We start from the raw sequence: 26,456 nt of genomic DNA on the forward strand, positions 1-26,456 counted from the left end.
GTAATATTATTGGTAGTAACATTTTCAATATTTTATTTGTGCTTGGGGCATCCGCAACCATATCACCAATCAGTGTCAACAGTTCATTATTTACAGACATCACCATCCTTATTGTCTATACGATTGTCGTACTGATTTTTGCCCTGACGCGTATGACAATTGGCAAGCGAGAAGGTATATTCCTTGCTATCTCATATATCGTGTACATGGTTTACATCATACTTCGTAACTAAAATTCACATATTCATTTATCCGCGTTTATCCATAATTTGTTCAGAATGGTTTAACGCCACCATCATTTGTTATGGCTTTCCATCACAAGTTCACTTGTTAAAGAACTACTCTTTAATTTTAAGAATAAGTTAATAATTAGAAAAAGCACTTCCCTCCCCACTCCTATTGGGTGTCAAGGGAAGTGCTTTCCGATTATTGAAGTAAATTCAAAAATGGCTTAGTACGTTCTACTTTTGGTTGTGTAAACATACCAATCGGTTTCGTCCGCAACATCTTGAGCAAATCGCATTTAGTGAAATGTATCAGTAAGACTCCCAGTACTTCTTAATGAAGCTGCACATCCATTGATACGAAAAACTCTTTTAAAAGGGGAGGAATCTCCAAAGTTTCAAAATGAATATTATTCTTTTTAGATTCTTGAACAAAAGAATCATCCTTTTCTAATTATTAACTAGAATCTTCCTCCCTTAACTTGTCACTGAATAATTTGAATGATATCTCGATCTCTACTATCTACACCTTTTACACAAGTAGACGACATAAGTATCCGACTCCTCAAGTTACCAACATCCCCCCATAAGATTGTTATAAGAATAGCCGTGATCAAGATCTATCGCCTGTAGCAAGTTCCCGTTGATAAAAAAGAAATCCTTCATAAAAGTACGCTTTTTCAGGCTAAATCGAGAAAATATGCGCTTTTATTAGCCTCTTTTCTCCATTCGTATTTAAGGCGTATTTAAGTAACTTCGGATAAAATTTAATCTACAAAGCTTACTAATGCAACATTCATTTACGCTCAGCGGTAATAAATACTAATACAGTCCAGTACCACTTAATTGCAGCAAGGTTGTAACGATATATCTTTTGCCTAACTCCTCGTCATCAAAATTCTTTTCGTGAAAGGTTCGGCCTCTCTCCGTAAAAAAGGTATGCCATTTGCCTTCTTCCTTGTAATAATGGAAGCCTTCAACCAACGCTTCTTTTCTCGTTGACTCACTCTTGGGTAGACCATGAATAGAAATATATTCATATACCTCCTCATTACTTACTGTAAACACTTCAGAGTATTTACGAGTTCTCATATCTTTTACACCCAAAGTTTCACAAGCAAAGGCCAAAGCATTCCCATAAAGTAGGATTTGAATTTGAGTTCCTTTATCAACTAAATCTCTCAACTCTTTTTTGGGCGCTTCCTTGATCCAGTAACCTTTTGGTAACGCACTTTTATCAAACAAGTCTCGAAGATGATTAATTGCCTCATTCCAAGTATAAAACACAGTAAAAGGATGAGGCATATGTCCTTCTTCCTTCCACACCGCCCATTGGCCGTCAGTAAGTTCCGTTACAAACCAAAAGGCATCCGTTTCAGTATAAAAAATGGCATAGGTATTTTCTTGAGTTTCCTTCCATGTTTTATAGCCCAACGATGTTGCAAAATCTGTTGCAAACGGTCCATAATCTCTAAAAAACAGTTTCTTTAAATATTTCCCAATCATATCGTCAGTCCCCATTTCACCTGTTACTTAGTATCACTTCTTAATAGGTATTAAAAATTTAGTGTATCAATAAAAATAGCTGAAGGTAGAAAATAAGGTGAATATTTTTGTTCTAAAACGTGCACGACTATGAATAAAAAGGAAATGAAGTTCTATATATAACTTTTTACAACGCCTGAACATTCCGTCCCCTCTAATTCTTTCTGTTTTAACTATTTTTTTAACGGCAAACATATATCAGTGGAAGTGAAACGACTGGAACATTCTAATTGGCAAACGATGGCATCATGACCACTATTGTATACGAGTAACTTATGATAAGGTGAATCTATTAACAGATTTACAAATGGGAGTTCCCTTCTAATTCACAAACGATGTTGTACCTGCTTTATTTTGCAAGATACAAATACTATTTGGTTTAATAATAACTAATTTAATGGCGAAAAAAGTTAACTTTTACTTAAAGGAGACAAATTATGAAGTTATTTTGTAGATACAGTGAAGCCAAGGTCAAAAAATTCACCAATAAGAAGTTGTATGAGCGGTTTACACTGCTGAACAATGAAGCGGCACCCGACTCGAAATCAATAAAGGCGATCCTTTATGAAATCGCCCAGCGAGACCCAGCTGATTATGAGTTGGGAAAAATCGAGGCAGAAGTAGAGAAGTCCAAACGTCATGCCGTTATGGAGACAACCCACATCCTCTATCTTGAAATCAAGTATAACAGGGACTATCTCGCCAAGCCTGAATCCGAAACTGATCCATACGAACGCAAGCTCCGATACGCCATGCTTGAAATGATTCAGGAGGAATTAAGCCGTCGGACAAATTAGGACAATCACTTAACGAAGACAATTGTACTACTTCAAAAAGCACCAAATACTAATTAATAAGTCTTTCATTAATAATTTAAAAAAACTCTCTTTAACTGTTTTTTGAAAGCGTGCGTAAAAGTACACTTTTACGCACGCTCTTCCAAGTAACAAAAACATAGCTGAAAACAGTTCGTAAAAGCATATAGTCACTTATCGAACGTTCACCCATTTCTTTACTACTTACCGAACGAAAATATACACATAAACAAACATTCTTAAAGGGGTGTTTTATTTTGGAGTCTCGAAAATTTGGATACTTCAGGTTAAGTTCACAGGTTTTGGTGCAAAAACTATTGGATGTAAGCACGGAACTTAAATGGCCTATTCAGTTATAGATTAGGAAGTAATTCTAAACAACTTATGTATGAATTCAACTTCAATTTGTGCAGACTTCATCTCTTGATGAGCTTGCCCCTTTTTAGAGTAATAGTATCTGTATGTCCAAGTTTTAGAGGTTGATTACAATGTCCTATAGGTTTTGCACCAGAATCCGTTGAAATTAACGTGCTCTATTTTATATTACTTAAGGAGGGAAAATGTTGCTATTCGACGAATAAGTATATAAGGAGGTGTTAAAGTTGAAAAAGGCTACTAAAAGTTATATTGAACCTTGCCCACATTGTAAAAAAGATACAGATGTGTCGACTGGAAGATGCGAACATTGCAACGATAAACTATAACAAATAGTTTTCTAGATTTAAGTGTCCTTCGGGATACTTTTTTTATTTGCTCACCCTTGGTCGGGTGAACGCTTCGTTCAGTCGAAAGTAATTTAACGGATATTTCCGTAAAACTCAGCTTGTTCATTCATTTGCAGGAGAATTGTTCTATTTTATCGAAGTAGTAAATAGAGGAGGCGAAGTCGATGTATAATCATTATAAACACGGCGATCTGAATGAAAAAGCAAAGGCCGCAATAAGAAATGAGAAACCAATAAACAATGGTAATATTAAAAATACAGAAACCAAAAAAACTATCGAAAACACAAAACTTAGTGAGATTAAAAGGTTGAGCATGAGGATGTTGAATGATTCCATCCGAGTAAATTCCGATGATGCGGAAGTGCTGAATGACCTGTTCAACTTTTATAAAGCTAAGATCCTTAAATTATCGACTGAAATCGAGTCGGAAGACAAAGCTTGGGCATTAATCCAGGAGATAATGCAAGACGAAAGCTATCTCACTAAAAAACTTATATTTACTAGGTTGGAATACAGGGAACGCCTAGGAAAACTCATAGATAAAATCGAACTATATGTTGTCTGAATAGCGTCCTTCGGGATGCTTTTTTATTAATTTGTTTGTCCTGTTCACTAACAAATATGGAGAGGTGAGAATGTTGGGATATAGTTATGAAAACTGGAGAAAAAGAATACAATATCGCACGGATTTAAGCGGATACGTTTATCATTTAACTAAGGCCGAAACTAATAATGATGGCAAAGAAAACTTAAGTGCATTAGACAGATTGGTAAAAATTATAACGGAACGAAAATTAATCGGTAGTTCTACTAAATCAGGTTTTATTACTGGTGATAGAAAAACTGTTTGTTTTCAAGATGCTCCTATTTCAGGTATTGTTCAGAACGTTCTCCATGAAAATACTTACAAAGAAGATCTTGGTGGTAAAATCCGTTATACATATTTCGGACTTGCGTTCCCAAAACCATATATTTTTCAACAAGGTGGCAGACCCGTTTTCTATGAAGAAAAAGCAAATGCAAAAAATATTTTGCCACTTAAGGAACATTGGAGGATTGTTGATTTTAGCTTGTTAGACAAAGACAATATTGTTGATTGGACTCACGAACGTGAATGGAGATTACCAGCCGATGAATTTCACTTTGAATTGTCAAAAGCAACTATTTTGCTACCCAATGAAGCAACCTACAGACTTTTAATTGATAAGCTTTCAGAAGATGATTTGAAAGCAGTAATGGTTTTAATTCAAATTAGCCCATTGGTATTTTAACAACACCAATCTTCAGCGTTTTATCGGCCGAGGCTTTTCTTTCTCGGATAATTTAGGTTGCAACCTTTTAGTCGAAAGGCCGACGCAATTTTGTGCAGGTTAAAATTAACGTTGACATTATATTATAGACATAAGCAAACACCACTGAACACGTCAGCATTCGTTAGTAAATATTTACACAGTTTACTATTACCTTGCAGGATAATGTTACTATATGTCGAATAGGTAATATACCATAAAGTAAAGGAATGATTAGCATGGATATATACGATTACGCTAAATACCCTTCTAAAGAAGATTGGATAGAAATTTGCAAAGAAAAAGCAAGTGCGTTTGAAAAAATAGGTCTAGAAATACCAAATACTCAAAATACCTTGTTAGATCTTTTCGGTTTGAACAATGGTATGGAACTTAATTATTGGATAAGAGAATTCAACAATAAAGCTTTTGATTTAACAACCAATTATACTCTATTAAAATCATATTATGACGCTGGAATACCCGATGTTGAATGGTACAAATCATCAGAGCAAAACGGAGTAACCATACAATACTTTCCCCATTTTAAAGAAGAGCATAGAGCTAATTTATACTGGTTTGGATTTTATATGGAAAGTTTTTATACTAGAGCCGAAAGTTTAATTGACGCTGTATACCATTTAATAAATGTAAAATTCGATTTGACAGTAGAACCAAAACTAAGTTTTAGAAGAAATGTTTTAAATAAACTTGAAACCGTCGACAAAAACTTATTCGACTATCTGAAAGCTTTACCTCAAAATGTAAAATTCAAAAAAATGAATGAGCATAGAAATAACATTGTTCATAACTTCCGACCAAACCAAGTTGATTCGGGTATCGAGATAAAAGAAAAACAACCTGACGGCACAGCAGTTAGAACTCTTTCGGTGGGGAATTATACAACTTCTACAGAATTTTTAAATGTAATTCACGAAAGTATTGATCTACTTGTAGAAATTACAGATGAAATTCGGAATAAAATAAAATAATAAAAACGGTAGTCACAATTAAGTGGCTGCCATTTTTGTATATAATAATTCTCTCGAATTTTCAGCTACTTTTTCTGCTTCTTTGAATATTATTTCAAATTGTAGTTGTTTATCAACTCCTACCAAACGTAAATCTTTTGCGGTATCTTTAATATCACCTAATTCTACAATGACATCTTCATCTAAGGGTTTATTAATAACATACCCCCCTGTGTTACACTAGTTGTCGCATAAACCTCTCCAATTATAGATTCATTATTAAAGGAGATTCATTTTCTCCAGCATTTCTTTTTTTGTAGGGTTCGTATATAACATCGTCGTATGAATATTTGAATGTCCAGCTTGATTTGCCACTTCATGAATACTCATGCCTTTCTCAATTGCATTTGAACAAAAGAAATGACGAAGATCATGTGGAGTAATATCTTTCCCAATCCTAGTTGAATAAGTATTAAACATCCTATTCACAACAGTACGATCTAACCTCCTATTCCTATTGCTCGGAAAAAGAATTTCGCATTCAATCCCCTTCTCTTTTCTCTCACGCAGCCAAGACTGTAAGGCAATCTTCACTTTCTCTCCCATAAAAACGGTTCTAGATTTATCACCTTTCCCATCTACAATAAGTATTTCACGGGATACTAAGTTAATATCAGTCACTTTTAGATTGAGTGTTTCTGAAATTCGTAATCCACCATAGGCTAATACTGTTACGATTGCATAATTTCTTGCTTTCCCGCTATCCAACACTAACTGACGAAATTTTTCCGCATCCTGGAATTCAACTTTTGCAAGGGATGCATATTGTTGCTGAACTTTAACAAAATCACTTTTTTCAATAACTAGATTAGACTGTTTGTTATCGTGAATTAAATACTCATTAAATTTTACCAAGCCACTCAATTTCGTGTTAATCGTTTTAGCTCCGACTGTTTGAATTACTTTGAGATAGGATATATATTCTCGCATATTCTCCCGGTGCAACTTTGTGAATGAAACACCTTTTGATTCATCGAACCATTTTATATATCCCTTAACGGTTTGAGTGTATCCTTTGATGGTATTTTCACTTAGGTCACTTGAATTTAAATATACCTGGAAAGCTTTTATCATAATATTGCCCCCTGTAAATTATGTTGTATTTGTTTTCAATAACAAATTATAAACTATGTTGCATTATAGACTTAATCATATATAATAAAACGCAAAATTACAACATAATTTATATTATGTTGCGAAATAAAACGCTCACAGTTTTTTTAGTGAGCGTTTAGATAGATTAAAGCAGTATCCAAGGTGAAATGATGTATATGACAAAATGGAACTCTTTGAATTAAGACAAATGACATTTATTTATACTTCTTTTCATAATTTAAAACTTCGCTTTAATCTGCGGAACAGTTTTTCGTGAAATATGGTGTTAATGTGAAGTCATGCATGAATTTATTAACCCCTTGCTTTTTTGTTGCAGATGAGAAATCTAGACTACTAGTCAAGTCATCAATGAACGGAATGTCTTCTGGTGAAGTGATTGAATTAACATCAACAGACTTTTCAAGTACCTTACCATGTATTCCCCACTCGTTGGCAACTTCGTAAATCAGCACTTGCTTCTTATTGCTTTTTCAATTTTCAAACACTTGGTCAAAATGAATATTACCCGAAATATGGCCTGCCTCTAATTCTTCCACCACAAATTCTTTTAGTAATTTGGCTTGTTCATATTCACCAAGGTTACTTAATTCTTCAATTTGTTGATAGATGATACGAAGCATTTCTGTATCAACGGTTTGTTTACCGTTATTTGAAGTCGTTTTAGAGTCGATTAAGTTCAGGATATGATTTGCATCAATGACTTGCGTACCAGAAAGTTTCGTTTTTCCTAATAACGTTGGTGTTGTTGGTACAGGTGTATCGTCCCCTTATTCAAAGACAAGGTTACGGTAAGCACCAATGTAATGAAACCATATACGTTCATCCATTCCAAATGCCGTGTCATCCCACACATACTCATAATACTGTTCAACTAAGTTAAATTTTTCTGCAGCTGCTTTATACGCTTGGATGAACACTTTCTTTTCCTCTTCAAACGGTTCAATAGATTGCCAATTTGTTGGATCAGGTAAAGTGTTTATCATATCTATAAGTGAAAGCTTAAACTTTTCTACTGAAGTGGCGTAAGGCTCTACAATCGCTTTGCTACTCGTTCCACCGCTGCCATAGAGTTTTAGCGCGATATTTACCATTTCTTCAGTAATTATTGGATATTGGAAATTAATAATCGTTCCAAGTTCTTTATTTGATCCATAGACACGATTCGTTCTATAATACGCTTGAATCAAACATTGTAATTTCAAATAACGATCAACATAAAGCGTATTGAGTAGCTTTGAATCGTATCCAGTTAACAATCAATCTGCCACAATCCTACCAAAAGACTGCCACTTTTTTTAGAGGAATGTTACTTGGTACCTGTTGACCCAAATCCACCTTGCGATCTTACGGTAAATGATAATTCTTCAACCTCAATTACATCAACTCTTAGGACTGGTTTAATTACCATTTGAGCAATTCTCATGTACTTTTCAACAGAAAATGATTGCTTACCATGATTAATGAGAATCACTCCAACTTCCCCTCGATATCCTTCATCAATAGTACCTGGAGTATTTAATACAGTAATTGAATGCTTTAATGCCAAACCGCTTCTCGGTCTTATTTGTGCTTCTGTATTTTTTGGAAGCTCTATCTGAATACCAGTCTTAATCAGAACAGTCTCTCCAGGATTTATTGTTTTTTCCTCAATAGAGTATAAATCCATTCCAGCATCTCCATCATGAGCATATTGTGGGATCTTGGCATCATCAATCAATTTTTTCATCTTTAATATTTCTTTCATTTCAAAACTTTCCTTTCCGTTATTAAACCTTTTAATGCATTAGGTATTTGTATTATGGCTACGAGCAAGGTGAAAAATGCTAACAAACCGGCACTCTCATCGCTTGCACCTTTCGTTATTTTCCAAATAGCGAAAGATATTACTGCAAACAGCACTAACAACGATAATCCCCAATATACTTTCTTCAAATTATTCCAATTTCTTTTTTTGCTAATGATATTTTTTGTTACTTTACGAGCACCTTCTGTATAAAACTTTAGCGTATTCGAAAAAATGATATAATTATCTTCAAATTCCTTTTTTGATAATAAATCGTTTGAATCTGATTTAATAAAACTGAGTGAACCAATTTGGCTAATCATTTCTTCCAGTTTTTCATATTGGGTTTTTCTATGATGCAACGAGAACCAGCTTTTCCTTTTGGGTGGACTACTCACTAATTCCTGTAAAATGTCAAACCTTCCTGAAGGTTTGACATGAATATGGCTAGGTTTATCAACTATTCGATTAAACACCAAAGTAACAAATGCGCGATCTACATATACTTTATCTTTGTCTATAACTTCTTTAACAACCGAAGATTCATCGATTTGCTTCGACTCACTTATATTTGTATTAGCCTTTTCCTTGTCTTTTACTTCGATTGAATTTCCCAATGTTAATTTAATCTTCCTATTTGTTGGATTGTTTAAAGAAATAAGTAATGGTCCTTGCCAAGAAGGGTATAGGATAGTCGATACATGACCAAACCCTCTAGATACTACGCTAACTCTTGAAAGGAAGGTACCTGCAATAGTTTCAGATACCCTGACCGCTTCTTTAGTAATTATTAATACTGTGTCATTTGGTTCTACATAACAAAATTTTTCTGAATCCTCTATATGAATATTGACTAGTAGCTGATTGTTAACAGATAAGATAAAATCAGAAGCTGTCAAATTATATCCAATGGGAGTTAAATTATTATCTTCAAAGGGATAGATAACAATTTCTTCTTTTTTAATGCATTCCTTTATTGCGGTATCAGATAGTAATCCTGATGTTAACTCTTCTTTTACAACAGCTTCACTCATATTGGATTCTACCTTTCATAAATGGATTACCATTTTTTATTGTCACTGATTCCAATATTAGCATATTGCATGATAATATGTTACCCATATCTTTACATGAAAAAAGACCCACCTAACAAAATGTTAAACGGATCAAAATTTTGACTTGTTCAGTGATGTGGCCAATCAACTTGGCAAACCCCACTATGCTTTATAACCAACCACGGCGATAAGCACTTCGCGTATTTTTCTTCAACATTTTCTGTGCTAACTTATGTAAGTAATCCCCATAGTCATCGGTTACTAATCAAACATTTCCAGTTATGCTTAGTTCCATTAATTCCAATTCACCAAAGATGCTTTCATTACCATCAGTTATGACTACCTTTTCCATTCCTTGTTGAACGCGATAAAATAGCTTTGATCGTAAACCTCGCTTGCAATGCGGAACATTGAAGTCAATGCTTTTGAAGTATTTTTATCCTCATCGATCAAACCTCTAATCCCTCTTGTTATTAATGGTCTAAATGCTTTCTTCATACTTCTCTTCCCCCCACAACCGGTCCATTCCATGCTTTCATGTCAAAACAGTATTATTCCAGAACAGTTAATTCTTGCCCGTAACCAACGATTCAGTGCCTTACCTTATCCAGAATTACGATAATGGAACCCTAGGGCTAACATCCAATCGAAACAGGACATAGCACTTTTCATATCGATACTTAATTCAAATCACCCATTGAAATTTCTAATCAAAAAAAGACAGTTAGTATAAATACATGAACCCACTGTCTTGGGTTTCAGATATAACCTTTTTCTATTAAGCTAATAAAGTGATGATCCCCGATAATCACATGATCAATCAGCTCCACCCCCATCACACTACCTGCCTCAGCCAATCTCTTCGTAAGATTTATATCCTCAGGTGAAGCATCAACTGTGCCGCTGGGGTGGTTGTGAAGACAAATTATAGAAGCAGCACTATGTTTCACAGCTTCTTTGTACACCTCCCTCGGATGTACTATCGAGAAATTTAGCGAACCAATGAAAATGGTCTTTTTATGAAGCACTTCATTCTTCACATTTAGGTACAAGACCACGAAATGCTCCTGCGTTAGTGATGTCATTTCTGCCATCATATACGACGCTGCATCCTCTGGGGATCTGATTGTATAACGCGTTTCATTCTTTTCCAACGTTCCGTACCTTCTTAGCAAGGAGCATGCCCGAATGAACTTTCAAAGCTTCATTATGTGTCATGCCTTCCTCTTCCAATTCAGAAACAGTCATTTCTACCAAAGTCCTTAACCCATGGCCTGCTAAACGACCTGTAAATTCAGGTGTTGAAGATGGCCCGATTAAGAAAGCAAGAATGTCTTGTAGCTCTATGACCGCTTCAGAACCGATTGCATCGTATGTTGCGACTGCTTCACAAGCAGATGTAATATATTTTTTGTTATCATTTTTATAGCCCCCCCACACAAAGCTAACACCCGGTGGAGGGCTAACTTCATTTGATATTATGAGTATTCATGTATTCCAATGAACAGCTTGGAAATAAAGCAGTCGATCCCAGTTTACACAGGTTAGCGTGAGTTTGATTGCTTTACGTCTTACATCAATACTCACATACACAGACCCCCTCCTGATTACATTACTTGAGCCGACAGTATCCATTAATAACAATCCATATGTTAGATTTGCCATCCAAATCAATATCAAAGTTGATATTCAGTTTTCCTCTTTCCCTGGACCCGATGCTATTTCAGCACTATTTTTCGATAAGAAACATGCAATATACACTTAGATATACAATCGACTAGCGGTGCAACACGTCCAGCACTCGTTTTAAACCCGCTGCTAACCGATTAGAATATAATTCGTCTATCCTCTCGTATTTTTGATAAGTTCGTCTAAATGTTCGAATGGTTGAGCCCACATAACCTTCCTTCGTATTTAACAGTATAGAAATGGCAAGTTAATCTATTAAACATGTCACAACCAGATCTTTGGAAGAAAATGAAGCGTGACAATTTTAGTCAGAATGATTTAGTGGATATTGCAGAAGTTTTAAAGGTTAAGCATGAAGCAACTTTATTACGGAAGATGGAAGTAGCTCAAATTGACCAAGAAGAAAAACAGTTAGAATTTTTAGAGGACATTAAAAAATAATACTGGTAGTTTAGTAAACATGGTTGATATGATTCGCTCCAACTATAATCAACAAACTGAAATACTTTTTATTATGGGTGTAATAATGGCGTTAGGTGCATTTGATAATAAAGCAGAAGCAGAAAGTAGTTTTAGGAAAATCATGAACGATATTAATCAAAAAGCAGACGAAATAGATACCGTATCAACACTTATCGACAGGACAAATATCGCTTGGATTTACGTAAAGCGGAAATACTTGGGAGAGTAGCAAATAAAAAAGGCGCCACCCAATGTGATTAAATTCTCACGAGTGGCGTCTTTTGTTTATGCTGGGTGTTTTTTTATTAGTCAGATGGCAAGATACAAGGGGCCACCAAATTTTGAATAACAAATTTAGACGCCTATAGTATTGCGGTTGCCGTATCCGTTGCCGCCATCGCCTGCGTGCCAACCGTTACGATTAAGAGGTAATCCCATAACAACCCCGTACTTCCTGCCGCAACGTGAAAAGAAGTCAAGTTGTTATTTGACGGAAGGTTTTTAATCGTGACTTTAACCATTTATACCACCTCAATTTCATTTGTTTTAAATCCTTGCGTAACCCAAACCAAGTCATTTTTAAATCCAACAAAATGAATGCCATCGACAATTTTTGTAATGACACCTTTATAGTTGTTTTCAGCAATGATTATTAAAGCGCGGTCTTCCAGGTGTGGATCATTCTTCACTTTATTATTATCTTTAATTTTTACCTCGTCATTGATTTTCATATCTATCAATCTCCCTCTATTTTTTTATATTAAAAAAGAGCAACGATTTACTCGTCACTCTCGTTACTTCAAGCCCTTGTCTTTATTAAATTTATTCCTACGACGCGCTTTATAAGTCACATCATTGTCTTTCCACCAAGCCCACAATGCCGCTGATACCGTTAAGGTGATAGTTACCGCACTCTCGATTGCCCCATCATCAAAAGGCAAAGATGACAGTCCTGACATCACCAACATTTGATTAAAAAGCGCAATAAAAAGGACGACTGCGCGTGCAATCATCCATCTATCAATTGGTGCGTTTTGAGTTTGTCTATTCGTCATTTAAATTTCTTCCTTTTATTTAATAACATGCTCGACAATAATGTAATAAATAGAGCCACCCGAACTTAATAATCCGACAAGCCCCGCGCTAACTTTCAGGAATACCGTAGACCAAGTATTAAGTTTGGCCATTCGTAGTTCATATGATTGGGTAGTTCGTGACTCTTGGTAGCCCATTGCTTGCTCGACAATGTTGAATAGCTTTTTGTCTGCTCCCTCATCGTGGCACGCGTTTCTTTGCTTTCTTTTTATTCTGTGTTTTATATTCTTGCATAATTTTTTTTCGACATCAAAAAAGCGCACATGTTTATATTTATCACGTTCTTTTAAGGTTTGAATATCCTCATTATCTTCTTTGAGTTGTTCAGCGTGTCGTTCAAGGCGCTTGCCGTGCTGATTGAGCCTTTCCTCTTGCTTGTTTAGTCGTTCTTCATGCGATTCTACACGTTCTTCAAACGGAACCATTGTGCGCCTCCTTATTTTTTGAAAACAAAAAGAACGCCCAGTGGACGTTCTTGATTAACAATTTTTCATTTTATTTCTTTTAATAACTCTTCGAAGTCTTCAACCAAACTAGAGTACGCACTAGACAAGCTAAACATCCCATAATTTGATGTGAATACCCTTTTCGCTTTTTCAGAAAACTCTTTGATTGATTTTTTGTTTTCGTTGTTGGAGAAGTAAGGTGTTACTACTAATTCGAAAAGCAACATTACCTGCGCTCGTTCTATTTCGTCCGTGACTTCAAACGCCCCAACTTCTACCTTTTCATTTATTGCGATTTCAAGTAAACGTTCGTTCGTTTTTTTGAAATCTACTTCTAATGCCAATAGCATCTCCCCTTTTCATTGTTAATGATATTCTACATGAAAAGAAAAAGACCTTCTTTACTCCACTTTCGGTTCCATGTCAGACGGCTCCACAACAGGTTTTATATTTTTAACATTGATGCGTGAATATATTTGATCAGCGATTAAAATTGATTGGGGCTCATTGTCATTTAACTGATCATTTATTTCCACTGGATTGAATTCATCCACAGTTAGGATATCTTCATCTCCACTATGCGTTGTTACTTTAATTGATATTGCCATCTTTATTTTCCTCCCTTTTGACTTCGACGACATGCCAGTCGTCGAATATCCCAACTTTTTTAGCAGCATTAACATTTGTAATGCCATACGTTTCAATCGTTACATTCATGATGATTGGTGTGTTTCCGCTTGATTTTTTTATATCCGCAGCCATAGATTTTTGTTTTTACATAACAAAAATCCTACACCCAATTGGGTGCAGACTTTAGTTTGTTATTCAATTAAGTAAGTGTCTTTGAGTTTGAATATCTATTACAATGTGGACATTGAATCGTTGCTACAACATTATTACTTGAATAATAACCTGGCTTCTGTTGTGGCTTTCCTTCTCTTAAATAGTCGGAACTTGTTCTATATTCTTTCATACAACCATCTCCTCATATCGAGTGACTTCTATTCTTCATCAGGTATATCAACAAACATAAAGCTATATACTATAGGTGTTCCAGTGTTCTCATCATTAAAATGAATGAGTGCATAACCGCCTGTATCATTCTTCCACATGTGAGAAGTGAGAACGCTGTACTTTGTTCTTGTTTCGCCGTTTAATGTTCCTTCTTCTCCGATGATTGCAATGACCTCATCATATGTCATACCCTCGTTAATTTGATTTGTTTCTGATTTAGTTACAATTGGTTCAGCTAATGTTTCTTCAGGTATATCCTTTTCAACATAATCATTAGTTACTGTTTCCTCTTGAGCCGAAATGTTTTCCTCATACCATTCATCAACTTAGTCTTCTGTCATTTTGTCTGGATCAAAATAGTTAGCTGGTAAATTACCTAAAGGAATAATGATTGCCAACGCTACGACAAATGATACAGAAGTTATAATCAATGGTTTGCGTCCGTATTTTTTTCTTTACCAATAAGAATAATGATGCAATTCCTAACATAATCGTTACAATAAAAACTAAGTTAAACACCGTTATATTCCCCCCTATATCTTTTATACTATGATGCAGGAGTTGACTCACTATTCAAACGATAGTTCATAGATGTGTGGGTCACCTCTTTATAACTGATTAAGTTTTGCATTGCGTTATTTATCACTCGTATGTTTGGGGCTGTTAAAGGGGTTCTTTCGCTCGCACGCATCCTCTCCTTATTGCTAGTTGCATTTTATGACATACAAAAAGCACCTCAATGAGTGCTAGATGTTAATTTTATAAAATTACTTTTCTATCGCCGCACCTCTACTAAAATCATATTTTTTGTTGCATTCTTCACACTCGCAACTAGTGCTCTTATCTCTAAAACCAGGTATAGCGTCTTTCTCATATACAACAATACTTTTTCCGCAAGGACACGCATATTCTTCGCGAAATATTTCTCCGCTACCTGCGCCATAACCTTCACTGTTCGTTGTCCTTTCATCTAATAAAGTTAGTTCCAAATTCCTCACCTCCATATGACGCCATTCGCCAAAAAAATGAAAACCCTCTATACTTTGGTAATTTTGGATATAGAAAAAGCACCTCAAAGGATGCTTGTAATCTTATTTTATTTCGTAGTTTTCTTCACCGATTTTATCTCCAAGCATCCCTTGCGTCGCAACAAGTGTTACTGGAGTTTCTAAATCATCTAATTCATAAGCTATAGAATTTTCCACTGTACCATCTTTTTTTATAGTATTCGATTGCGTATCTAGATGCGCTTCGTCCGGTGACGATCCAACTCCCAACTCGTTAACCATATTAGGGTCATTGTCTTGTATTGCCGTAAAAATAGCAAGCCAAGCTGTTATTGGATCAATGTCTTCGCCACTTAAATTTGTTGCATCATACCAAATCGCGAATACCGGTTTGTCACCGTATTCGTTACCCTCTTCACCGACTGGTATTACCTTAGTTTCTTTGATTTCAACTTTTAACATTTCAATTTGTGCTACTTTACCGTCGAAATAAATATCGCTCTCTTTCTCTTTCGCTTTCTTGACAGGCTCATCTTTCTTTATTTCATCCTGTTTTGGCTCTCTCTTCGCTTCCGGCTTATCACTACCACAAGCTGATAGCACAAGAACAAATGAGAATAAAAATACTGATAATAGTTTTTTCAATTTTATCCCCTCCATTGACATCATTCGCCATGAAAGGTGAAAACCCTCTTTATAATGCTTTACACACTCAAAACTCCACGCCATATCAAGCCCTACTGTTAGCTAACGTCTGCCTGCTACACTCGATAAATCATTAAAGTAGCTGCTACCTACTAGCCCTCGATTATTTTATGACTGTATGACGTATAGTTTTCAACGAATAAAAAGCGCCCAATAGAGCGTCTAACGGCTCCACCAGTTGCTTTATTCTCTTAAGTACTTAACCTCGTAAGAGGTCTAATAACTAAAGCATTACTCGTATGTATGCTGCTGTTGAAGGGGCATTGACGTTCGAACGCATCCCCTCTTTTAATTCTCCACTTCATAAATGCAGACTTCTTATATCATCCGTATATAAAGGAGACTTTTTCAGCCTGTTGTCAATCTTCTTTTTGGCTCTACATATGGATTGTTGCTCCATGATCATGCTAACTCCACGACTTCTTCGACTCTTTAAAGTACCTTCTTTTACATCATGTTTTTCAGCTAATGTTTTAAATGTTATCTTCGTTGTTTCCCATTCTTCACGAATCTTATTCCAATTCGGCACATCGCATCACCACCACCTCCATTATATTTAGGCATAGAAAAAGCACCTCCGAAGAGACGCTTTACTTCCCTTCATATTCCGTTATTATTCTTTCGACTGCTTCAATACAATGATAGGTAGGATTAATAAAGCCTTTCGCTATCTCCATATCATTTCGATCCTTAATTTCATAATTCATTAATTCGAAGAGTTCCTCCTCTATAATGTTTAGGTTTTCTAAAACCTCGGTAATATCTTTTTCAGAAATAATGTGATTCTCCATCAGAAGTTCATAAATGATTGAAAGTTTTTTATCGATTATCGTACTCTTTTCAGTGAAAGCAGTTTGGTACACCTTCTCTGTTTCCGAACCAGGGATAAAATTCAACATCCCGTGGTTAAAGTGTAGTGATGAAAATTCTCTTTTTAAAGATTTAACAATAACAACTAATCTTAAAAAATTGTTCTTCGACTTTCTCTTATCTTTAAAAAAATTAAAGACAGATAAAAATAATGCGGTAATCGCAATTAATACAGTTATAATATCCTTAGTATCGATTTCACACACCTCCCTCTGACACATTTCGCCAAGAAAGGTGAAAACCCTCTACACTTCGGTAAATCGGGCATAGAAAAAGCATCTACTTTAGGCCAGGAGCATCTCTTATTATCAGTACTTATAACCTTTGATTTGTTTTAATACATTATCTTCATGTACATTAAAATCATTTATTTTTATCTTTAACACTTCTTCAATACTGACCCATTCACCAGTAAAATCGTGTTTCAATGAGACAATTATTCCAGCGGTTAAAACTAATATTTGAATGGGGTTATTATCCCCTCTAGTTAGTTCTGTATAATTGTATTGTTGAAAAACCGCTAATCGTTTGCATGTTTCTGGCGAAGAATATAAGAATGTATTGTTTATCAAATTTTTCAGATATGCTTCATCTTCCATCCTTTCTTTCACTCCAGGTTCATCCATCAATAGCAACATCTCTGACCAAGATTCTAGTATACTGTGCATTTCCTTACCGCTTGACTCGCGGTAATAGTTACTAATTTGCATATACTTGGCGTTATTGAATGAAGTTTTATTTTCATAAAACTTCCAACCAATATTAATTATTGCTGTGACTACGGTACTTGTTAGTATTGCGGCCCATATTTCATTCATCTGCACTCACCCCTAACGACATCATTCGCCATGAAAGGTGAAAACCCTCTATGTATCGTTATTCATCACTCGTTATGTATCGGGGCTGTTGGAGGTGGTGTATACTCGTGCACACCTTTCCTTTAATGGTTCCCCTTATCTATATAGTCATCGTATATCATGCGTATAACATAGGTTTATTTCCCATCAGCTCTTTAATCTTCTTTTTGGCTCTACGTATGGATTGTTGAACCATACTCTTACTTACTCTAACTCATTTCCTATTTCACAACAAAAAAGAAGCAAGTATATCCGGAATCAAGTCAATATTTTCATACGAACGACACTGATAAACCGCCTTTTCTCCCCCTTCGGAACGTTCCTCGTTGCTTCCCTGTGATCATCCATTCAAGGCTAAGCGTTGTGCTCTCTATCATGCCGTTAACCTGTTTCAAGTCGTTCATATCAATTGAGTTATCCCTGTCTAATTGATCCGCACGCTTCCTTAATTCCTGTCGCCCGTCCGTATATTCATGTATTAATCTATCTGCCCAATTCAACATGAAATCCCCTCCAATTTTCATCTAACAACCCTAGTGATTGATTAGAACGCAACACACTCACGATGAATGCAGCAAGACCACCTAGAAAAGTCACCAGCATTTTTTTGTAAAGTTTTATCTTTTCTCCAACGATACCGATAAACGAAATGGAGATAATAACCAATAAAATAACTCTAAATGCATTAACCATTGTTTTTCCTCCTTTTATTTTGAAATACAAAAAGAGGTCAACAAATGACACAGCGCAATGCTGTAATCAATCATTGTCCTCCAGTTGGCTGGTAGAACTATTTGTATTTTATTTATTAATTAATCTATAAACATATCTTGCAATGATGAAACTATATCTAGAAATAAAAGTGGTACTAAAACCGTTTGTATCAATGTTATGTGTGAAGGTATTCCGATATAAAACCTCTGCTCCACAGTATTGTAATCTAGAAACACAAGCAAAAATATTGCTATGACAGAAAATACAATTTTAAATATATTTTGCAAACCTGCTACGTGTTTGTTTTTTAGTAGAACCGCTGAGACAAACACGAATGTAATAAATATAAACAACAACACCCAAATATCTAATACATCACTCATTGGTATCGTTTTGCTTTCTGCTATCAAAACTCTTCCCCCTCTTCCCTCCGCATCCGCTTAATTTTCTCTTGATGCGTCACAATCCGATACTCACCGTGCTCCGGAAGCTCTCTAACTTTCGCTATGCCGTCCGAAATAACTACCACACAGTTTGCAGGTAAGTCTATTATACCTATTTCTAGCATTAATGCATCTTGATTTATTGTAATGTCCTTATTCACCAGGCACCCTCCTCGTCTTATACTATCCTTGCCGAAGGACGGGAGGAATCCCGTCTATTTTCTTATTCAAAAACAATTTTCATCAAGCCCCGTACAATCCATCCAACCGCTGTTTAACCTCCCCTACCTCCGCCTGATCTACCACAAGCAAAGCGACATCCAACGACGGCTTTTTCAATTTAGTGGCTATCGCTTCAACACTTGCCCCTTCATTCCAATTTGCCCTGCACGACCACAAATCTTGGTCACTCCATGCCCAATTAATATCAACCAGATTGAGTACGGTGTGTATTACTTTTCATCCCCCTTAAACATCATTTGCAAATCAAACTTGACCGCGTGTGCTACCTTGTCCAATTTTACGAGTATTTTGATTTTTCGAGTTGGTCCTATAATCTATTGATTTTCAAATCTCCAACTCTACTCAAGAATGCGTTTTCCTACTCCTGCCCCTTCCCCTCTTCAGCTTGTTCAAAGAGTCATTGATTCTGAAAACATCTTTCCAAAATTGGATACATCTTTTTGCAAGTTCCGAATGTCCCATAATACATGTCCATGCTGCTTGTCAAAAGTAGTGGCGATGTTTACTGAACTAGTTACCGCTTGTCTGTCTTGCATGATCACTAGTTGGTCAATTATTGTTTTCCTCCTTTTAGTAGGTATTCTGTCTCTCTGTGTCGAATAGTGACCTTGAGGGGGTGAAGATATTGAATTCTAAATTTGCTGAACTAGCTGTCGAAGCTTTAAATGCAATGTACGATCACAATTCAAAAGTGCGCACATCTGTAGGTCGTACAGATATTGGTCCTGAAACTTTAACAGCCGAACAAGTTGCAAATGACCTAAGAATTATATACACCGAACTGGTCAAAGCAGACTTTTAAATTTTGAGGATTTCTGCCATAGCTGCAACTGTGGCAGGATTTCTACTATTGATTGCTCCTTCCAATTCTTTTAAAACAATGTTTTGTGCTGCTACTGGACAATGCTATTTATGAACTAGAAGATGCAAATATGACGCTAAATGGGGTTTCGCACCTCAATAATTTGCGGAATATTTGTTGATATGAAAGTATAAGAATTAAATGCGAGGAGAGGAATCGAATGGCTCAATGTAGTTATTGTAATAATAAGGGGTTCTTTTTAACGGTTTCAAATGATGGTCTTTGTAAAATCTGCGCACCTTCTGTTTCGATGGTTGTTAATCAATTGGTTCGTATCATTAAAGAATCTAATGATCTTGTGGAAAGTACAAAGAACTTTAAAACTAAAATTGGTAGATTAGATATAATCGAGACACATCTTCAAACATTAGATAAGGATTATTATTCAAAGGGTATAAAAGTTCTATCTACACCACCTCAAGAAATTTTGCATGAAGTAAGAGCTAAACGGGTTGAAGCTATTGAAGAAGAAGCATTGCTGCAAACTCAGAAGTCAATGGATAAAGCACATCTTGCAAAGACCGCTACCACGAAAATTAATAATGCAAATAAGGCCTTATTGACGCTTAAACAATTTCAAGACGAATACGAATATACCAGCAAAGAATTAAGCGTAAGTATCATTAAATACATACACCAAACAGAATATGAAGACCTGTTAATTAAGGCAGAAAAAGAAGAATTTAAAGGCAATAAAAAGAAAGCGATTGATAGGTATCAAGACGTCTTATTCTTTCTAATGAAAGATGACATAGATGATGATATACAAGCCGTGGAAATAATGGCTTTGGAAAATAAAATCGAAGAATTATCAAAAGAATAATTGGGGGAATTGCTATGAAAAGTAAAAGTGAAGCCGAACCAAAACTTTTTATGAAAATTCTTAAATCATAATGGATCTTGTTTGCAGTAGGAATACTTTTCGTTTTGGGTATCGGTTACGGCATAGGATATACAGGCGCTAAAATTCCGTTGAAGAACGAAAAAGTTACATACGATGAACTCGTCTTGGAAGTCAAAAAGAAAGCTTCTGAAATAAATTCGTTAGACAAAGATAAAGAGGCGATATTAAGCGAAATTAGCAAACATCAAGAAGATTTTGATGAAGCATTGAAAGCATCAAAAAAAAGAAAGTTTATTAGATGACATTAGTAAACATGATAAGGAAATAGCATCCAAGAAATCTGATTTAGATACACTTGAAGTAGACATTTCATTAAAAAACACAGAACTTGAATCTATTGCTAAACGCATTAAGGAAAAAGAAGAAGAACCAATCTCACTTAGTGCCGGGATGTATTACGTAGGCGATGATGTTCCGTCAGGTCGTTACAAGGCAGCACCAGTCGGTAGAGGAAGCAACTTTTTCGTGAAAGACTCAAACGGAAGATCGCAAGTGAATACGATATTAGGACCAAAGAGAGAAATGGAATATATATTCTCTGTCGAAGACGGAGCTACAATAGATACCCGGTAGATACCCGGTCAACAGTTAAATTAATAGCTGTTGAATAAATTTTATTCCTCCCTTCCCAGGGCTTTTCTTTTAAACGGAAACGAGACACAGATATATTGAGTGCATAAGAAGGAGACCTACTGAATGAATCTAAACACGATTAATGAGTTAATTAATTGCTTTAAAATGTTAGTGTACGAAGGTTCCGATTTTCATCTTCCCGAAAAAGGATTATATGATAATTTGGACTTAAAGAGTAGCAACTTTTCCTTCATTGTAGATATAAATCGTAGGGGGAGAAAAAAACCTAAATTTACATTACAACTCCGTGATCAAAGAAATAAGGATAAACCATTATTAAGATTAGATATACTAGGTCCCGATCACCCTAATCCCGAAGGTCCATTTCCTTACTCTGGCGAAGTTATTTCTTGCCCTCATATTCATATTGCGCATCCTGAATATGGTGACTCAATCGCATATCCTTTAAACGAAGAATATGCTAAAATGTATTTGAACGATGTTCAGCTCGACGATTTGGTTCTTATTATGAAAGGGTTTTTAAAACGTTGCAATGTTGGCAACATTGAAGATATTGAATATAAGTATCAAACAGAACTTATTTGAGATGAAAGGAGGTTGTTTTGATGATACAGGATTTGAAATTGTTATATGACCAATGGAATAACAAAAAACTAATACTTGAAGACTTTAGTGACTTCATCGAAATCACTACGCCTTTCGTTGATATGCATCACGATTATATCCAGCTATTTTTCACTCACCAAAAAAACGGTACATACATGATCTCAGATGATGGGCACATTGTAAATGAACTCGAAATGCTTGGCGTTAATGTCAATAATGCTAAAAAGAGAAAAGAGTTTTTTAATACTACTCTTAAAATTTTTGGAGTTGCATTCAATAGTGAAACAAATGAGCTTTGTGTATCTTTCGATTCATTGGATGACTATCCGAAAAAACAAAACAACTTACTTCAATGCATTCTCAGAGTATCTGACATGTTGCTAACGGCAAGAAATACAGTGGCCAGTATCTTCACAGAGGACGTTGCTACATTTTTCGAAGATAATAATGTGTTTTATACTCCTGACCCGGGGTTTATTGGAAAATCTGGTAATCAACAAAATTTTGATTTTGCTCTACCACGTACAAAAAAGAAAAACGAAAAATTAATTAGGGCCATCAATACACCGTCTGCTGATAATTATACTCCCCCATTATTTTCTTTCATTGATGTAAGGGATGCAAGACCCGACTCGGATTTCTTTGTTTTAGCGAATGATGGTAATATCCCTATAGCCGATAAGTTTTTAAGTTCTTTAAATAATTATGATGTTGAGGTTTTGGCTTGGTCTAAACGTTTTGATTGGGTTGACAAGCTCAGGGTTATCTGAACTGGATAGTTAAAAGCCCTTTTAGAGGGCTTTTCTTTCAATCGAAAAAGAACAAAATTATCAATCTAACGGATAAAAGAAATGAAAAAGAATTAAGAGCAGTCAACTTTTCTTGTTAATGCATATCAGTAATTATCAAGATTTATTTATCGGTTTCTATGCCAGTTACTAACCGCCCTTGAATGCTCTCTCTTTTCCAACTCCAAAGCTTGCTGGGTCTTGGAGCTCAAACGGCTATCTTCAATATGTAATACTTGGATAATCTTATGCATATTGTTATAATTCGCAAGACTTCTAATGTATTCATCCATTCCCCTAGATTTCCACCGATTATAAAAAGTGGATATACTACCTCCTTCAATACCCATATCATTCGCTAGCGTCCATTTTTCTTTCTTATTTTTAGTTGGAGCAAAGTATTTAACCCATTGTTCCATGTAATGCTCGGCAAAATATATCCTTACTTCCTCGTCTAGTTCCCGCAAACGTTTTCTTTCATTTACTATTTCCATCTCATGTTCCTTTTCTTTTTTAGCACATTCCGGGCAATGTATTACTCGATTATCCCTTTGTCTATTCCAATCATCCACTTCAACATGAACTGTATATGTGCCTTCACCACAACTGCAAGGGTAAGTATTGCGCGACGATGTCGACCAACTCATGGTTTAGTCACTCCTTTCTTTCTAAGAATCGTCTTGACACAACATCATAAAGGCGGAATTAAAACTTTGCAAATAAAAATAAAAGGCGCCACTAAATGAGATTACTCACGAGTAGCGCCATTTGTTTATTCTGAGTGTTTTTTTATTATTCAGCTGGCAAGAAATACTTAACTTTATTGACGATTGGCATTTCATTCGGCACAGCAAGTTCCATCCACTGTACATAGTTTTTCCATTTCTCCACTGCCGCTTCTTGATTTTGTGCTTGGACCGCAAACTCTTCTTTGTTATATGTAATTAAATATATTTCGCCTGATAAGTCACAGCCGTCACAGATTGGTTCTACTTCTTCCTCTTTAATCATGAATACTTCATCTTCGCAGAATGGTATTCCACACTTTAGACAATTCAATATTTATCCCCTCCCGCCAACAAGATTCGACAAGAGGACTCAATACCCTTTTATAATTGAACAAATAAAAACAGGCAACCGCCCAAATTTATGGGTAGTCGCCTCTTCTTGTACAATAATATTCGAATCATCCTATTAAGGATAACATTAACAGATAATTATGTCACCCCTTATTTAATTACTGCCCCGGTACCAGGTCCAACAAAGATATTGCGTTTACCACGACTCATGTTGGCAGTCACGACGTTTTGTAAGGTCTATTTATTATTTCGTACGTTAATCCATCGAAAGCACTCGGAGTAAGTGACCAATCACTGTTACCTTTAACAGGCTGTATCTTAAGTATATACATGCGCCATGTTTCAACCGATATTCGTAGATGTACTGTGTTCTCTATTGCGTCTGATCTTGGTTGAGCACAGGTTAAATTACAGACTTACGGTTTATTTAACTTATTTATAGGCGCTATTTTTTATAGCTCACTTCCTTTATATCCACTTATATATTTTTTGTTCCCATAGTTTTAATATATTTTTTAGCCTTCACTTAATCCGCCTAGCACCAATTCCTTCTCATTAAGGGGCTAACTACATTTCATACCACGACTAGCTGCAAGAGATTCTTTATGTTTTAGCAAACAAAAAAAGAGCGTAAATTAATACGCTCTTCGACAAATTCCTTTACATATAGCCTTTTTCCTTAAGTGATATAAACTGATGATCCCCAATAATTACATGGTCCAACAACTCTACGCCCATCATACTACCTGCCTCAACCAATCTTTTCGTCACTTCAATATCTTCCTGTGAAGGATTGGGCTGACCGCTAGGATGATTATGTGCACAAATTATAGATGCCGCACTATGTTTCACAGCTTCCTTGTACACTTCCCTAGGATGAACTATTGATGAATTTAATGAGCCAATAAAAATGGTCTTTTTATGAAGCACTTCATTCTTTACATTTAGATATAAGACTACGAAATGTTCTTGCGTTAGTGATGTCATTTCCCCCATTAGATAAGATGCTGCATCTTCTGGAGACCTTATTGTGTAACGCTTTTCATTCTTTCCAACATTACGTACTTTTTTAGCTAATAGCATTCCCGAATGAACCTTCAAAGCTTCATTATGTGTCATGCCTACCTCTTCCAATTCAGAAACGGTCATTTCTACTAAATTCCTTATCCCACGACCCGCTAAACAGCCTGTAATTTCAGGTGTCGAAGATGGCCCGATTAAGACAGCGAGAATGTCCTGTAGCTCTATGACCGCTTCAGAACCGATTGCATCGTATGTTGCGACTGCTTCACGAGCAGATGTAATATATTTTGTTGTGATCATTTTTATAGTCCTCTCCACACAAAGCTAGCGCCGAGTGGCACTAGCGTTCATGTGCCACTCATTCCTTGCCTGGTGGAAGGCTTTTTTTTATGTTATGATATATCTACAGTTTTTAAATATTTACTTTTTACGAGATGCGAACCTTCGCGTCTCCTTTTTTTCGCCCATTTTTGCTACAACGGTATCATCCCAACCCAATTTCTTTAGGTTAGAAGCTGTAATGTTTAACACTTTCCAAGGATTAACACCTTCAAGAACCATGTTCTGTGCTAATTCTTTAAGCCCGTCTTCATTGAAACTCCATGATGCGGATATGCTGTAATCCCAAATCACGTCACCGGTATCAACAGGACCATTTACATCAACGAACGCTTTTAGTTCTGCTTTCATTGCTTTTAATGCTGCCTCGACACGTTCAATTTCTTTGCCTAAACCTATTGCATGATCCATGCTTTTAATTTCTTCTGTCTTTGCTAGTACCATGATTAAACTCCTCCTTTAGATTCCAATATTTCCACTACCAATAACTTTTACATCACCGTTTTCAATGGACAAGAAGATCTCTTGGATGTCTGTAAGTTGGTTCAGCTTTTTAACTTCTCCTTTGCAATCAAGTTGGTAGATACCACCAAACTTAAAGACAAGGAATTTCCTTTCTTTCTTTTCATCCACATAACAGATGAATGATTTCTTTATCCCCCCCCTTTTTAACATCGGAAATTAAACTTTCTAATTGTTTTCCAACCATTTAAATCACTCCATCCACTTTTATTTTTGAAAACAAAAAAGCCGATCATATCCCGAAGGATTCGATCGACTTTTAATATATATCACGCAATAATGCGTAAATACCCATATGAATATGCTCGAAAGCAATTTTGTGACGTACAATTACATCTACCCATCTTTTCTCGAAACGAGAATGCAAAGGCTACAACATTTGTGTCGTATCTCCTTTTGTATAATGAAAAGGTATAACGACTTTCATCAAAATACGATGACTTGGAAACTAATAGAATATAGTTTAAGTTTAACAAATAAAAGTAGGCGTCGCAACATTTTGGGAAACGTGTATATAACCAGTCCGATTTTTCAGAAATGGAGTTTCATGGTAATTCTGATATACTAACTTTAGAATAAGTATTTGAATAGTTGTGGTAAGCGAGCGAAT

Annotated in this window: 44 protein-coding genes and 3 pseudogenes; 12 read left to right on the top strand and 35 right to left on the bottom strand. The window is 35.7% G+C overall.

Translation table 11 applies throughout. The features are described 5' to 3' along the window. Positions 1-233, top strand: a pseudogene (locus KSU66_RS19295) (sodium:calcium antiporter); the annotation flags it as partial. Between the two features lie 813 nt (positions 234-1,046). Here the strand turns inward: KSU66_RS19295 and KSU66_RS19300 are convergent. Then, positions 1,047-1,745, bottom strand: a complete 699-nt coding sequence (locus tag KSU66_RS19300) for a hypothetical protein (protein WP_269053093.1) — start codon at positions 1,743-1,745, stop codon at positions 1,047-1,049. 461 nt (positions 1,746-2,206) lie between these two features. Here KSU66_RS19300 and KSU66_RS19305 point away from each other — a divergent pair, with 461 nt between their 5' ends. Further along, positions 2,207-2,566, top strand: a complete 360-nt coding sequence (locus tag KSU66_RS19305; RefSeq protein WP_269053094.1) for a hypothetical protein — start codon at positions 2,207-2,209, stop codon at positions 2,564-2,566. Between the two features lie 378 nt (positions 2,567-2,944). On the opposite strand, the pseudogene KSU66_RS21480 reads toward KSU66_RS19305, so the two are convergent. Further along, a pseudogene (locus tag KSU66_RS21480) lies at positions 2,945-3,028 on the bottom strand (IS6 family transposase); the annotation flags it as partial. A 445-nt stretch (positions 3,029-3,473) separates the two neighbouring features. On the opposite strand from KSU66_RS21480, the gene KSU66_RS19310 reads away from it, so the two are divergent. The 3 genes from KSU66_RS19310 (at position 3,474) to KSU66_RS19320 (ending at position 5,591) form a co-directional block, all read left to right on the top strand. After that, the gene (locus KSU66_RS19310) at positions 3,474-3,875 is read left to right on the top strand and encodes a hypothetical protein (RefSeq protein ID WP_269053095.1); all 402 of its coding nucleotides are present in this window, start codon (positions 3,474-3,476) and stop codon (positions 3,873-3,875) included. 70 nt (positions 3,876-3,945) lie between these two features. Further along, on the top strand, positions 3,946-4,581 hold the full coding sequence (locus tag KSU66_RS19315; protein ID WP_269053096.1) for a DUF2971 domain-containing protein: 636 nt from the start codon (positions 3,946-3,948) through the stop codon (positions 4,579-4,581). Positions 4,582-4,838: 257 nt separating this feature from the next. Beyond that, complete coding sequence (locus KSU66_RS19320) at positions 4,839-5,591, top strand: Cthe_2314 family HEPN domain-containing protein (protein WP_269053097.1); 753 nt, start codon at positions 4,839-4,841, stop codon at positions 5,589-5,591. 258 nt (positions 5,592-5,849) lie between these two features. Here the strand turns inward: KSU66_RS19320 and KSU66_RS19325 are convergent, their stop codons facing one another. The 9 genes and pseudogenes from KSU66_RS19325 to KSU66_RS21490 form a co-directional block, all read right to left on the bottom strand. After that, positions 5,850-6,704, bottom strand: a complete 855-nt coding sequence (locus tag KSU66_RS19325) for a tyrosine-type recombinase/integrase (RefSeq protein ID WP_269053098.1) — start codon at positions 6,702-6,704, stop codon at positions 5,850-5,852. Between the two features lie 272 nt (positions 6,705-6,976). Continuing rightward, the gene (locus tag KSU66_RS19330; protein ID WP_269053099.1) at positions 6,977-7,198 is read right to left on the bottom strand and encodes a hypothetical protein; all 222 of its coding nucleotides are present in this window, start codon (positions 7,196-7,198) and stop codon (positions 6,977-6,979) included. 18 nt (positions 7,199-7,216) lie between these two features. Further along, positions 7,217-7,366, bottom strand: a complete 150-nt coding sequence (locus KSU66_RS19335) for a hypothetical protein (RefSeq protein ID WP_269053100.1) — start codon at positions 7,364-7,366, stop codon at positions 7,217-7,219. 147 nt (positions 7,367-7,513) lie between these two features. Continuing rightward, positions 7,514-7,948, bottom strand: a complete 435-nt coding sequence (locus KSU66_RS19340; protein WP_269053101.1) for a type I restriction endonuclease subunit R, EcoR124 family — start codon at positions 7,946-7,948, stop codon at positions 7,514-7,516. A 104-nt stretch (positions 7,949-8,052) separates the two neighbouring features. Further along, complete coding sequence (gene dut / locus KSU66_RS19345) at positions 8,053-8,490, bottom strand: dUTP diphosphatase (RefSeq protein WP_269053102.1); 438 nt, start codon at positions 8,488-8,490, stop codon at positions 8,053-8,055. Continuing rightward, positions 8,487-9,563, bottom strand: a complete 1,077-nt coding sequence (locus tag KSU66_RS19350; protein ID WP_269053103.1) for a dCTP deaminase domain-containing protein — start codon at positions 9,561-9,563, stop codon at positions 8,487-8,489. The genes dut and KSU66_RS19350 overlap by 4 nt, the downstream gene beginning before the upstream one ends. A 360-nt stretch (positions 9,564-9,923) precedes the next feature. Then, entirely contained in the window at positions 9,924-10,082 is a 159-nt protein-coding gene (locus tag KSU66_RS19355; protein ID WP_269053104.1) for a hypothetical protein, read from the bottom strand. Between the two features lie 260 nt (positions 10,083-10,342). Next, positions 10,343-10,723: pseudogene (gene radC, locus KSU66_RS21485) on the bottom strand (RadC family protein); the annotation flags it as partial. Position 10,724: 1 nt separating this feature from the next. Further along, positions 10,725-11,024, bottom strand: coding sequence for a hypothetical protein (locus KSU66_RS21490; RefSeq protein ID WP_443029010.1), 300 nt, complete (start codon positions 11,022-11,024; stop codon positions 10,725-10,727). Between the two features lie 510 nt (positions 11,025-11,534). Between KSU66_RS21490 and KSU66_RS19365 the strand changes: the two genes are divergently transcribed. After that, positions 11,535-11,714 carry a hypothetical protein gene (locus KSU66_RS19365; protein ID WP_269053105.1) on the top strand — a complete coding sequence of 60 codons (180 nt, stop codon included), beginning with the start codon at positions 11,535-11,537 and terminating at the stop codon, positions 11,712-11,714. A gap of 85 nt (positions 11,715-11,799) precedes the next feature. Further along, on the top strand, positions 11,800-11,964 hold the full coding sequence (locus KSU66_RS19370; RefSeq protein ID WP_269053106.1) for a hypothetical protein: 165 nt from the start codon (positions 11,800-11,802) through the stop codon (positions 11,962-11,964). Positions 11,965-12,097: 133 nt separating this feature from the next. Here the strand turns inward: KSU66_RS19370 and KSU66_RS19375 are convergent, their stop codons facing one another. From KSU66_RS19375 to KSU66_RS19465, 19 genes are all read right to left on the bottom strand, one after another. Further along, on the bottom strand, positions 12,098-12,256 hold the full coding sequence (locus KSU66_RS19375; protein WP_443029011.1) for a hypothetical protein: 159 nt from the start codon (positions 12,254-12,256) through the stop codon (positions 12,098-12,100). After that, positions 12,257-12,466 carry a hypothetical protein gene (locus KSU66_RS19380; protein ID WP_269053107.1) on the bottom strand — a complete coding sequence of 70 codons (210 nt, stop codon included), beginning with the start codon at positions 12,464-12,466 and terminating at the stop codon, positions 12,257-12,259. Positions 12,467-12,529: 63 nt separating this feature from the next. Continuing rightward, entirely contained in the window at positions 12,530-12,790 is a 261-nt protein-coding gene (locus KSU66_RS19385; RefSeq protein WP_269053108.1) for a phage holin, read from the bottom strand. A 15-nt stretch (positions 12,791-12,805) separates the two neighbouring features. Further along, positions 12,806-13,255, bottom strand: coding sequence for a hypothetical protein (locus KSU66_RS19390; protein ID WP_269053109.1), 450 nt, complete (start codon positions 13,253-13,255; stop codon positions 12,806-12,808). A 65-nt stretch (positions 13,256-13,320) separates the two neighbouring features. After that, the gene (locus KSU66_RS19395) at positions 13,321-13,620 is read right to left on the bottom strand and encodes a hypothetical protein (RefSeq protein WP_269053110.1); all 300 of its coding nucleotides are present in this window, start codon (positions 13,618-13,620) and stop codon (positions 13,321-13,323) included. A 57-nt stretch (positions 13,621-13,677) separates the two neighbouring features. Beyond that, the gene (locus KSU66_RS19400; protein ID WP_269053111.1) at positions 13,678-13,884 is read right to left on the bottom strand and encodes a hypothetical protein; all 207 of its coding nucleotides are present in this window, start codon (positions 13,882-13,884) and stop codon (positions 13,678-13,680) included. Continuing rightward, the gene (locus tag KSU66_RS19405; protein ID WP_269053112.1) at positions 13,868-14,038 is read right to left on the bottom strand and encodes a hypothetical protein; all 171 of its coding nucleotides are present in this window, start codon (positions 14,036-14,038) and stop codon (positions 13,868-13,870) included. The genes KSU66_RS19400 and KSU66_RS19405 overlap by 17 nt, the downstream gene beginning before the upstream one ends. Positions 14,039-14,277: 239 nt before the next feature. Then, positions 14,278-14,478, bottom strand: coding sequence for a hypothetical protein (locus tag KSU66_RS19410; protein ID WP_269053113.1), 201 nt, complete (start codon positions 14,476-14,478; stop codon positions 14,278-14,280). Between the two features lie 579 nt (positions 14,479-15,057). After that, positions 15,058-15,279, bottom strand: a complete 222-nt coding sequence (locus KSU66_RS19415) for a hypothetical protein (protein WP_269053114.1) — start codon at positions 15,277-15,279, stop codon at positions 15,058-15,060. A gap of 102 nt (positions 15,280-15,381) precedes the next feature. Further along, positions 15,382-15,942, bottom strand: coding sequence for a DUF5067 domain-containing protein (locus KSU66_RS19420; RefSeq protein ID WP_269053115.1), 561 nt, complete (start codon positions 15,940-15,942; stop codon positions 15,382-15,384). Positions 15,943-16,303: 361 nt separating this feature from the next. Continuing rightward, positions 16,304-16,531: a hypothetical protein gene (locus KSU66_RS21365; RefSeq protein WP_329958863.1), complete on the bottom strand. Its 228-nt coding sequence runs from the start codon at positions 16,529-16,531 to the stop codon at positions 16,304-16,306. 61 nt (positions 16,532-16,592) lie between these two features. After that, a complete protein-coding gene (locus tag KSU66_RS19430; RefSeq protein WP_269053116.1) occupies positions 16,593-16,901 on the bottom strand; it encodes a hypothetical protein in 309 nt (102 codons plus the stop codon). A 279-nt stretch (positions 16,902-17,180) separates the two neighbouring features. Next, positions 17,181-17,690 carry a hypothetical protein gene (locus tag KSU66_RS19435; protein WP_269053117.1) on the bottom strand — a complete coding sequence of 170 codons (510 nt, stop codon included), beginning with the start codon at positions 17,688-17,690 and terminating at the stop codon, positions 17,181-17,183. Positions 17,691-18,001: 311 nt separating this feature from the next. Further along, positions 18,002-18,232: a hypothetical protein gene (locus KSU66_RS19440; protein WP_269053118.1), complete on the bottom strand. Its 231-nt coding sequence runs from the start codon at positions 18,230-18,232 to the stop codon at positions 18,002-18,004. Beyond that, the gene (locus KSU66_RS19445) at positions 18,213-18,422 is read right to left on the bottom strand and encodes a hypothetical protein (RefSeq protein ID WP_269053119.1); all 210 of its coding nucleotides are present in this window, start codon (positions 18,420-18,422) and stop codon (positions 18,213-18,215) included. Before KSU66_RS19445 ends, KSU66_RS19440 begins: the two co-directional genes overlap by 20 nt. A 119-nt stretch (positions 18,423-18,541) precedes the next feature. Next, positions 18,542-18,853, bottom strand: a complete 312-nt coding sequence (locus KSU66_RS19450) for a hypothetical protein (RefSeq protein WP_269053120.1) — start codon at positions 18,851-18,853, stop codon at positions 18,542-18,544. After that, entirely contained in the window at positions 18,850-19,047 is a 198-nt protein-coding gene (locus tag KSU66_RS19455) for an XtrA/YqaO family protein (RefSeq protein WP_329958864.1), read from the bottom strand. Before KSU66_RS19455 ends, KSU66_RS19450 begins: the two co-directional genes overlap by 4 nt. 82 nt (positions 19,048-19,129) lie before the next feature. Further along, positions 19,130-19,285 carry a hypothetical protein gene (locus tag KSU66_RS19460; RefSeq protein ID WP_269053121.1) on the bottom strand — a complete coding sequence of 52 codons (156 nt, stop codon included), beginning with the start codon at positions 19,283-19,285 and terminating at the stop codon, positions 19,130-19,132. 233 nt (positions 19,286-19,518) lie between these two features. Next, on the bottom strand, positions 19,519-19,665 hold the full coding sequence (locus KSU66_RS19465; RefSeq protein WP_269053122.1) for a Rha family transcriptional regulator: 147 nt from the start codon (positions 19,663-19,665) through the stop codon (positions 19,519-19,521). A gap of 89 nt (positions 19,666-19,754) precedes the next feature. On the opposite strand from KSU66_RS19465, the gene KSU66_RS19470 reads away from it, so the two are divergent. From KSU66_RS19470 to KSU66_RS19490, 5 genes are all read left to right on the top strand, one after another. Next, positions 19,755-19,931, top strand: coding sequence for a hypothetical protein (locus KSU66_RS19470; protein ID WP_269053123.1), 177 nt, complete (start codon positions 19,755-19,757; stop codon positions 19,929-19,931). A 220-nt stretch (positions 19,932-20,151) separates the two neighbouring features. After that, the gene (locus KSU66_RS19475; RefSeq protein ID WP_269053124.1) at positions 20,152-20,814 is read left to right on the top strand and encodes a hypothetical protein; all 663 of its coding nucleotides are present in this window, start codon (positions 20,152-20,154) and stop codon (positions 20,812-20,814) included. Between the two features lie 77 nt (positions 20,815-20,891). After that, complete coding sequence (locus tag KSU66_RS19480) at positions 20,892-21,137, top strand: hypothetical protein (RefSeq protein WP_269053125.1); 246 nt, start codon at positions 20,892-20,894, stop codon at positions 21,135-21,137. Positions 21,138-21,591: 454 nt separating this feature from the next. Continuing rightward, a complete protein-coding gene (locus KSU66_RS19485; protein ID WP_269053126.1) occupies positions 21,592-22,074 on the top strand; it encodes a DUF6978 family protein in 483 nt (160 codons plus the stop codon). Positions 22,075-22,094: 20 nt separating this feature from the next. Next, a complete protein-coding gene (locus KSU66_RS19490) occupies positions 22,095-22,865 on the top strand; it encodes a DUF1829 domain-containing protein (protein ID WP_269053127.1) in 771 nt (256 codons plus the stop codon). A gap of 146 nt (positions 22,866-23,011) precedes the next feature. On the opposite strand, the gene KSU66_RS19495 is transcribed toward KSU66_RS19490, so the two are convergent. The 5 genes from KSU66_RS19495 to KSU66_RS19515 form a co-directional block, all read right to left on the bottom strand. Further along, positions 23,012-23,530: a hypothetical protein gene (locus KSU66_RS19495; protein WP_269053128.1), complete on the bottom strand. Its 519-nt coding sequence runs from the start codon at positions 23,528-23,530 to the stop codon at positions 23,012-23,014. Between the two features lie 145 nt (positions 23,531-23,675). After that, positions 23,676-23,942 carry a hypothetical protein gene (locus KSU66_RS19500; protein ID WP_269053129.1) on the bottom strand — a complete coding sequence of 89 codons (267 nt, stop codon included), beginning with the start codon at positions 23,940-23,942 and terminating at the stop codon, positions 23,676-23,678. 680 nt (positions 23,943-24,622) lie between these two features. Next, positions 24,623-25,285 carry a RadC family protein gene (gene radC / locus KSU66_RS19505; RefSeq protein WP_269053130.1) on the bottom strand — a complete coding sequence of 221 codons (663 nt, stop codon included), beginning with the start codon at positions 25,283-25,285 and terminating at the stop codon, positions 24,623-24,625. 120 nt (positions 25,286-25,405) lie between these two features. Continuing rightward, complete coding sequence (locus tag KSU66_RS19510) at positions 25,406-25,768, bottom strand: hypothetical protein (RefSeq protein WP_269053131.1); 363 nt, start codon at positions 25,766-25,768, stop codon at positions 25,406-25,408. Between the two features lie 15 nt (positions 25,769-25,783). After that, positions 25,784-25,999 (bottom strand): hypothetical protein, encoded by a 216-nt coding sequence (locus tag KSU66_RS19515; RefSeq protein WP_269053132.1) that lies wholly within the window; start codon positions 25,997-25,999, stop codon positions 25,784-25,786. Positions 26,000-26,456 lie beyond the last annotated feature (457 nt).

This window comes from Sporosarcina sp. G11-34, assembly GCF_026931025.1.

What these genes read in the sequence shown, in the direction of transcription:
- KSU66_RS19300 (WP_269053093.1), bottom strand. Translation starts at nt 1,745, where the DNA reads ATGGGGACTGACGATATGATTGGGAAATATTTAAAGAAACTGTTTTTT.
- KSU66_RS19305 (WP_269053094.1), top strand. Translation starts at nt 2,207, where the DNA reads ATGAAGTTATTTTGTAGATACAGTGAAGCCAAGGTCAAAAAATTCACC.
- KSU66_RS19310 (WP_269053095.1), top strand. Translation starts at nt 3,474, where the DNA reads ATGTATAATCATTATAAACACGGCGATCTGAATGAAAAAGCAAAGGCC.
- KSU66_RS19315 (WP_269053096.1), top strand. Translation starts at nt 3,946, where the DNA reads ATGTTGGGATATAGTTATGAAAACTGGAGAAAAAGAATACAATATCGC.
- KSU66_RS19320 (WP_269053097.1), top strand. Translation starts at nt 4,839, where the DNA reads ATGGATATATACGATTACGCTAAATACCCTTCTAAAGAAGATTGGATA.
- KSU66_RS19325 (WP_269053098.1), bottom strand. Translation starts at nt 6,704, where the DNA reads ATGATAAAAGCTTTCCAGGTATATTTAAATTCAAGTGACCTAAGTGAA.
- KSU66_RS19335 (WP_269053100.1), bottom strand. Translation starts at nt 7,366, where the DNA reads ATGCTTCGTATCATCTATCAACAAATTGAAGAATTAAGTAACCTTGGT.
- dut (WP_269053102.1), bottom strand. Translation starts at nt 8,490, where the DNA reads ATGAAAGAAATATTAAAGATGAAAAAATTGATTGATGATGCCAAGATC.
- KSU66_RS19350 (WP_269053103.1), bottom strand. Translation starts at nt 9,563, where the DNA reads ATGAGTGAAGCTGTTGTAAAAGAAGAGTTAACATCAGGATTACTATCT.
- KSU66_RS19355 (WP_269053104.1), bottom strand. Translation starts at nt 10,082, where the DNA reads ATGAAGAAAGCATTTAGACCATTAATAACAAGAGGGATTAGAGGTTTG.
- KSU66_RS19365 (WP_269053105.1), top strand. Translation starts at nt 11,535, where the DNA reads ATGTCACAACCAGATCTTTGGAAGAAAATGAAGCGTGACAATTTTAGT.
- KSU66_RS19370 (WP_269053106.1), top strand. Translation starts at nt 11,800, where the DNA reads ATGGCGTTAGGTGCATTTGATAATAAAGCAGAAGCAGAAAGTAGTTTT.
- KSU66_RS19375 (WP_443029011.1), bottom strand. Translation starts at nt 12,256, where the DNA reads ATGGTTAAAGTCACGATTAAAAACCTTCCGTCAAATAACAACTTGACT.
- KSU66_RS19380 (WP_269053107.1), bottom strand. Translation starts at nt 12,466, where the DNA reads ATGAAAATCAATGACGAGGTAAAAATTAAAGATAATAATAAAGTGAAG.
- KSU66_RS19385 (WP_269053108.1), bottom strand. Translation starts at nt 12,790, where the DNA reads ATGACGAATAGACAAACTCAAAACGCACCAATTGATAGATGGATGATT.
- KSU66_RS19390 (WP_269053109.1), bottom strand. Translation starts at nt 13,255, where the DNA reads ATGGTTCCGTTTGAAGAACGTGTAGAATCGCATGAAGAACGACTAAAC.
- KSU66_RS19400 (WP_269053111.1), bottom strand. Translation starts at nt 13,884, where the DNA reads ATGGCAATATCAATTAAAGTAACAACGCATAGTGGAGATGAAGATATC.
- KSU66_RS19405 (WP_269053112.1), bottom strand. Translation starts at nt 14,038, where the DNA reads ATGGCTGCGGATATAAAAAAATCAAGCGGAAACACACCAATCATCATG.
- KSU66_RS19410 (WP_269053113.1), bottom strand. Translation starts at nt 14,478, where the DNA reads ATGACATATGATGAGGTCATTGCAATCATCGGAGAAGAAGGAACATTA.
- KSU66_RS19430 (WP_269053116.1), bottom strand. Translation starts at nt 16,901, where the DNA reads ATGTTGAATTTTATCCCTGGTTCGGAAACAGAGAAGGTGTACCAAACT.
- KSU66_RS19435 (WP_269053117.1), bottom strand. Translation starts at nt 17,690, where the DNA reads ATGAATGAAATATGGGCCGCAATACTAACAAGTACCGTAGTCACAGCA.
- KSU66_RS19440 (WP_269053118.1), bottom strand. Translation starts at nt 18,232, where the DNA reads ATGTTGAATTGGGCAGATAGATTAATACATGAATATACGGACGGGCGA.
- KSU66_RS19445 (WP_269053119.1), bottom strand. Translation starts at nt 18,422, where the DNA reads ATGGTTAATGCATTTAGAGTTATTTTATTGGTTATTATCTCCATTTCG.
- KSU66_RS19465 (WP_269053122.1), bottom strand. Translation starts at nt 19,665, where the DNA reads ATGCAAGACAGACAAGCGGTAACTAGTTCAGTAAACATCGCCACTACT.
- KSU66_RS19475 (WP_269053124.1), top strand. Translation starts at nt 20,152, where the DNA reads ATGGCTCAATGTAGTTATTGTAATAATAAGGGGTTCTTTTTAACGGTT.
- KSU66_RS19485 (WP_269053126.1), top strand. Translation starts at nt 21,592, where the DNA reads ATGAATCTAAACACGATTAATGAGTTAATTAATTGCTTTAAAATGTTA.
- KSU66_RS19490 (WP_269053127.1), top strand. Translation starts at nt 22,095, where the DNA reads ATGATACAGGATTTGAAATTGTTATATGACCAATGGAATAACAAAAAA.
- KSU66_RS19495 (WP_269053128.1), bottom strand. Translation starts at nt 23,530, where the DNA reads ATGAGTTGGTCGACATCGTCGCGCAATACTTACCCTTGCAGTTGTGGT.
- radC (WP_269053130.1), bottom strand. Translation starts at nt 25,285, where the DNA reads ATGATCACAACAAAATATATTACATCTGCTCGTGAAGCAGTCGCAACA.
- KSU66_RS19510 (WP_269053131.1), bottom strand. Translation starts at nt 25,768, where the DNA reads ATGGTACTAGCAAAGACAGAAGAAATTAAAAGCATGGATCATGCAATA.
- KSU66_RS19515 (WP_269053132.1), bottom strand. Translation starts at nt 25,999, where the DNA reads ATGTTAAAAAGGGGGGGGATAAAGAAATCATTCATCTGTTATGTGGAT.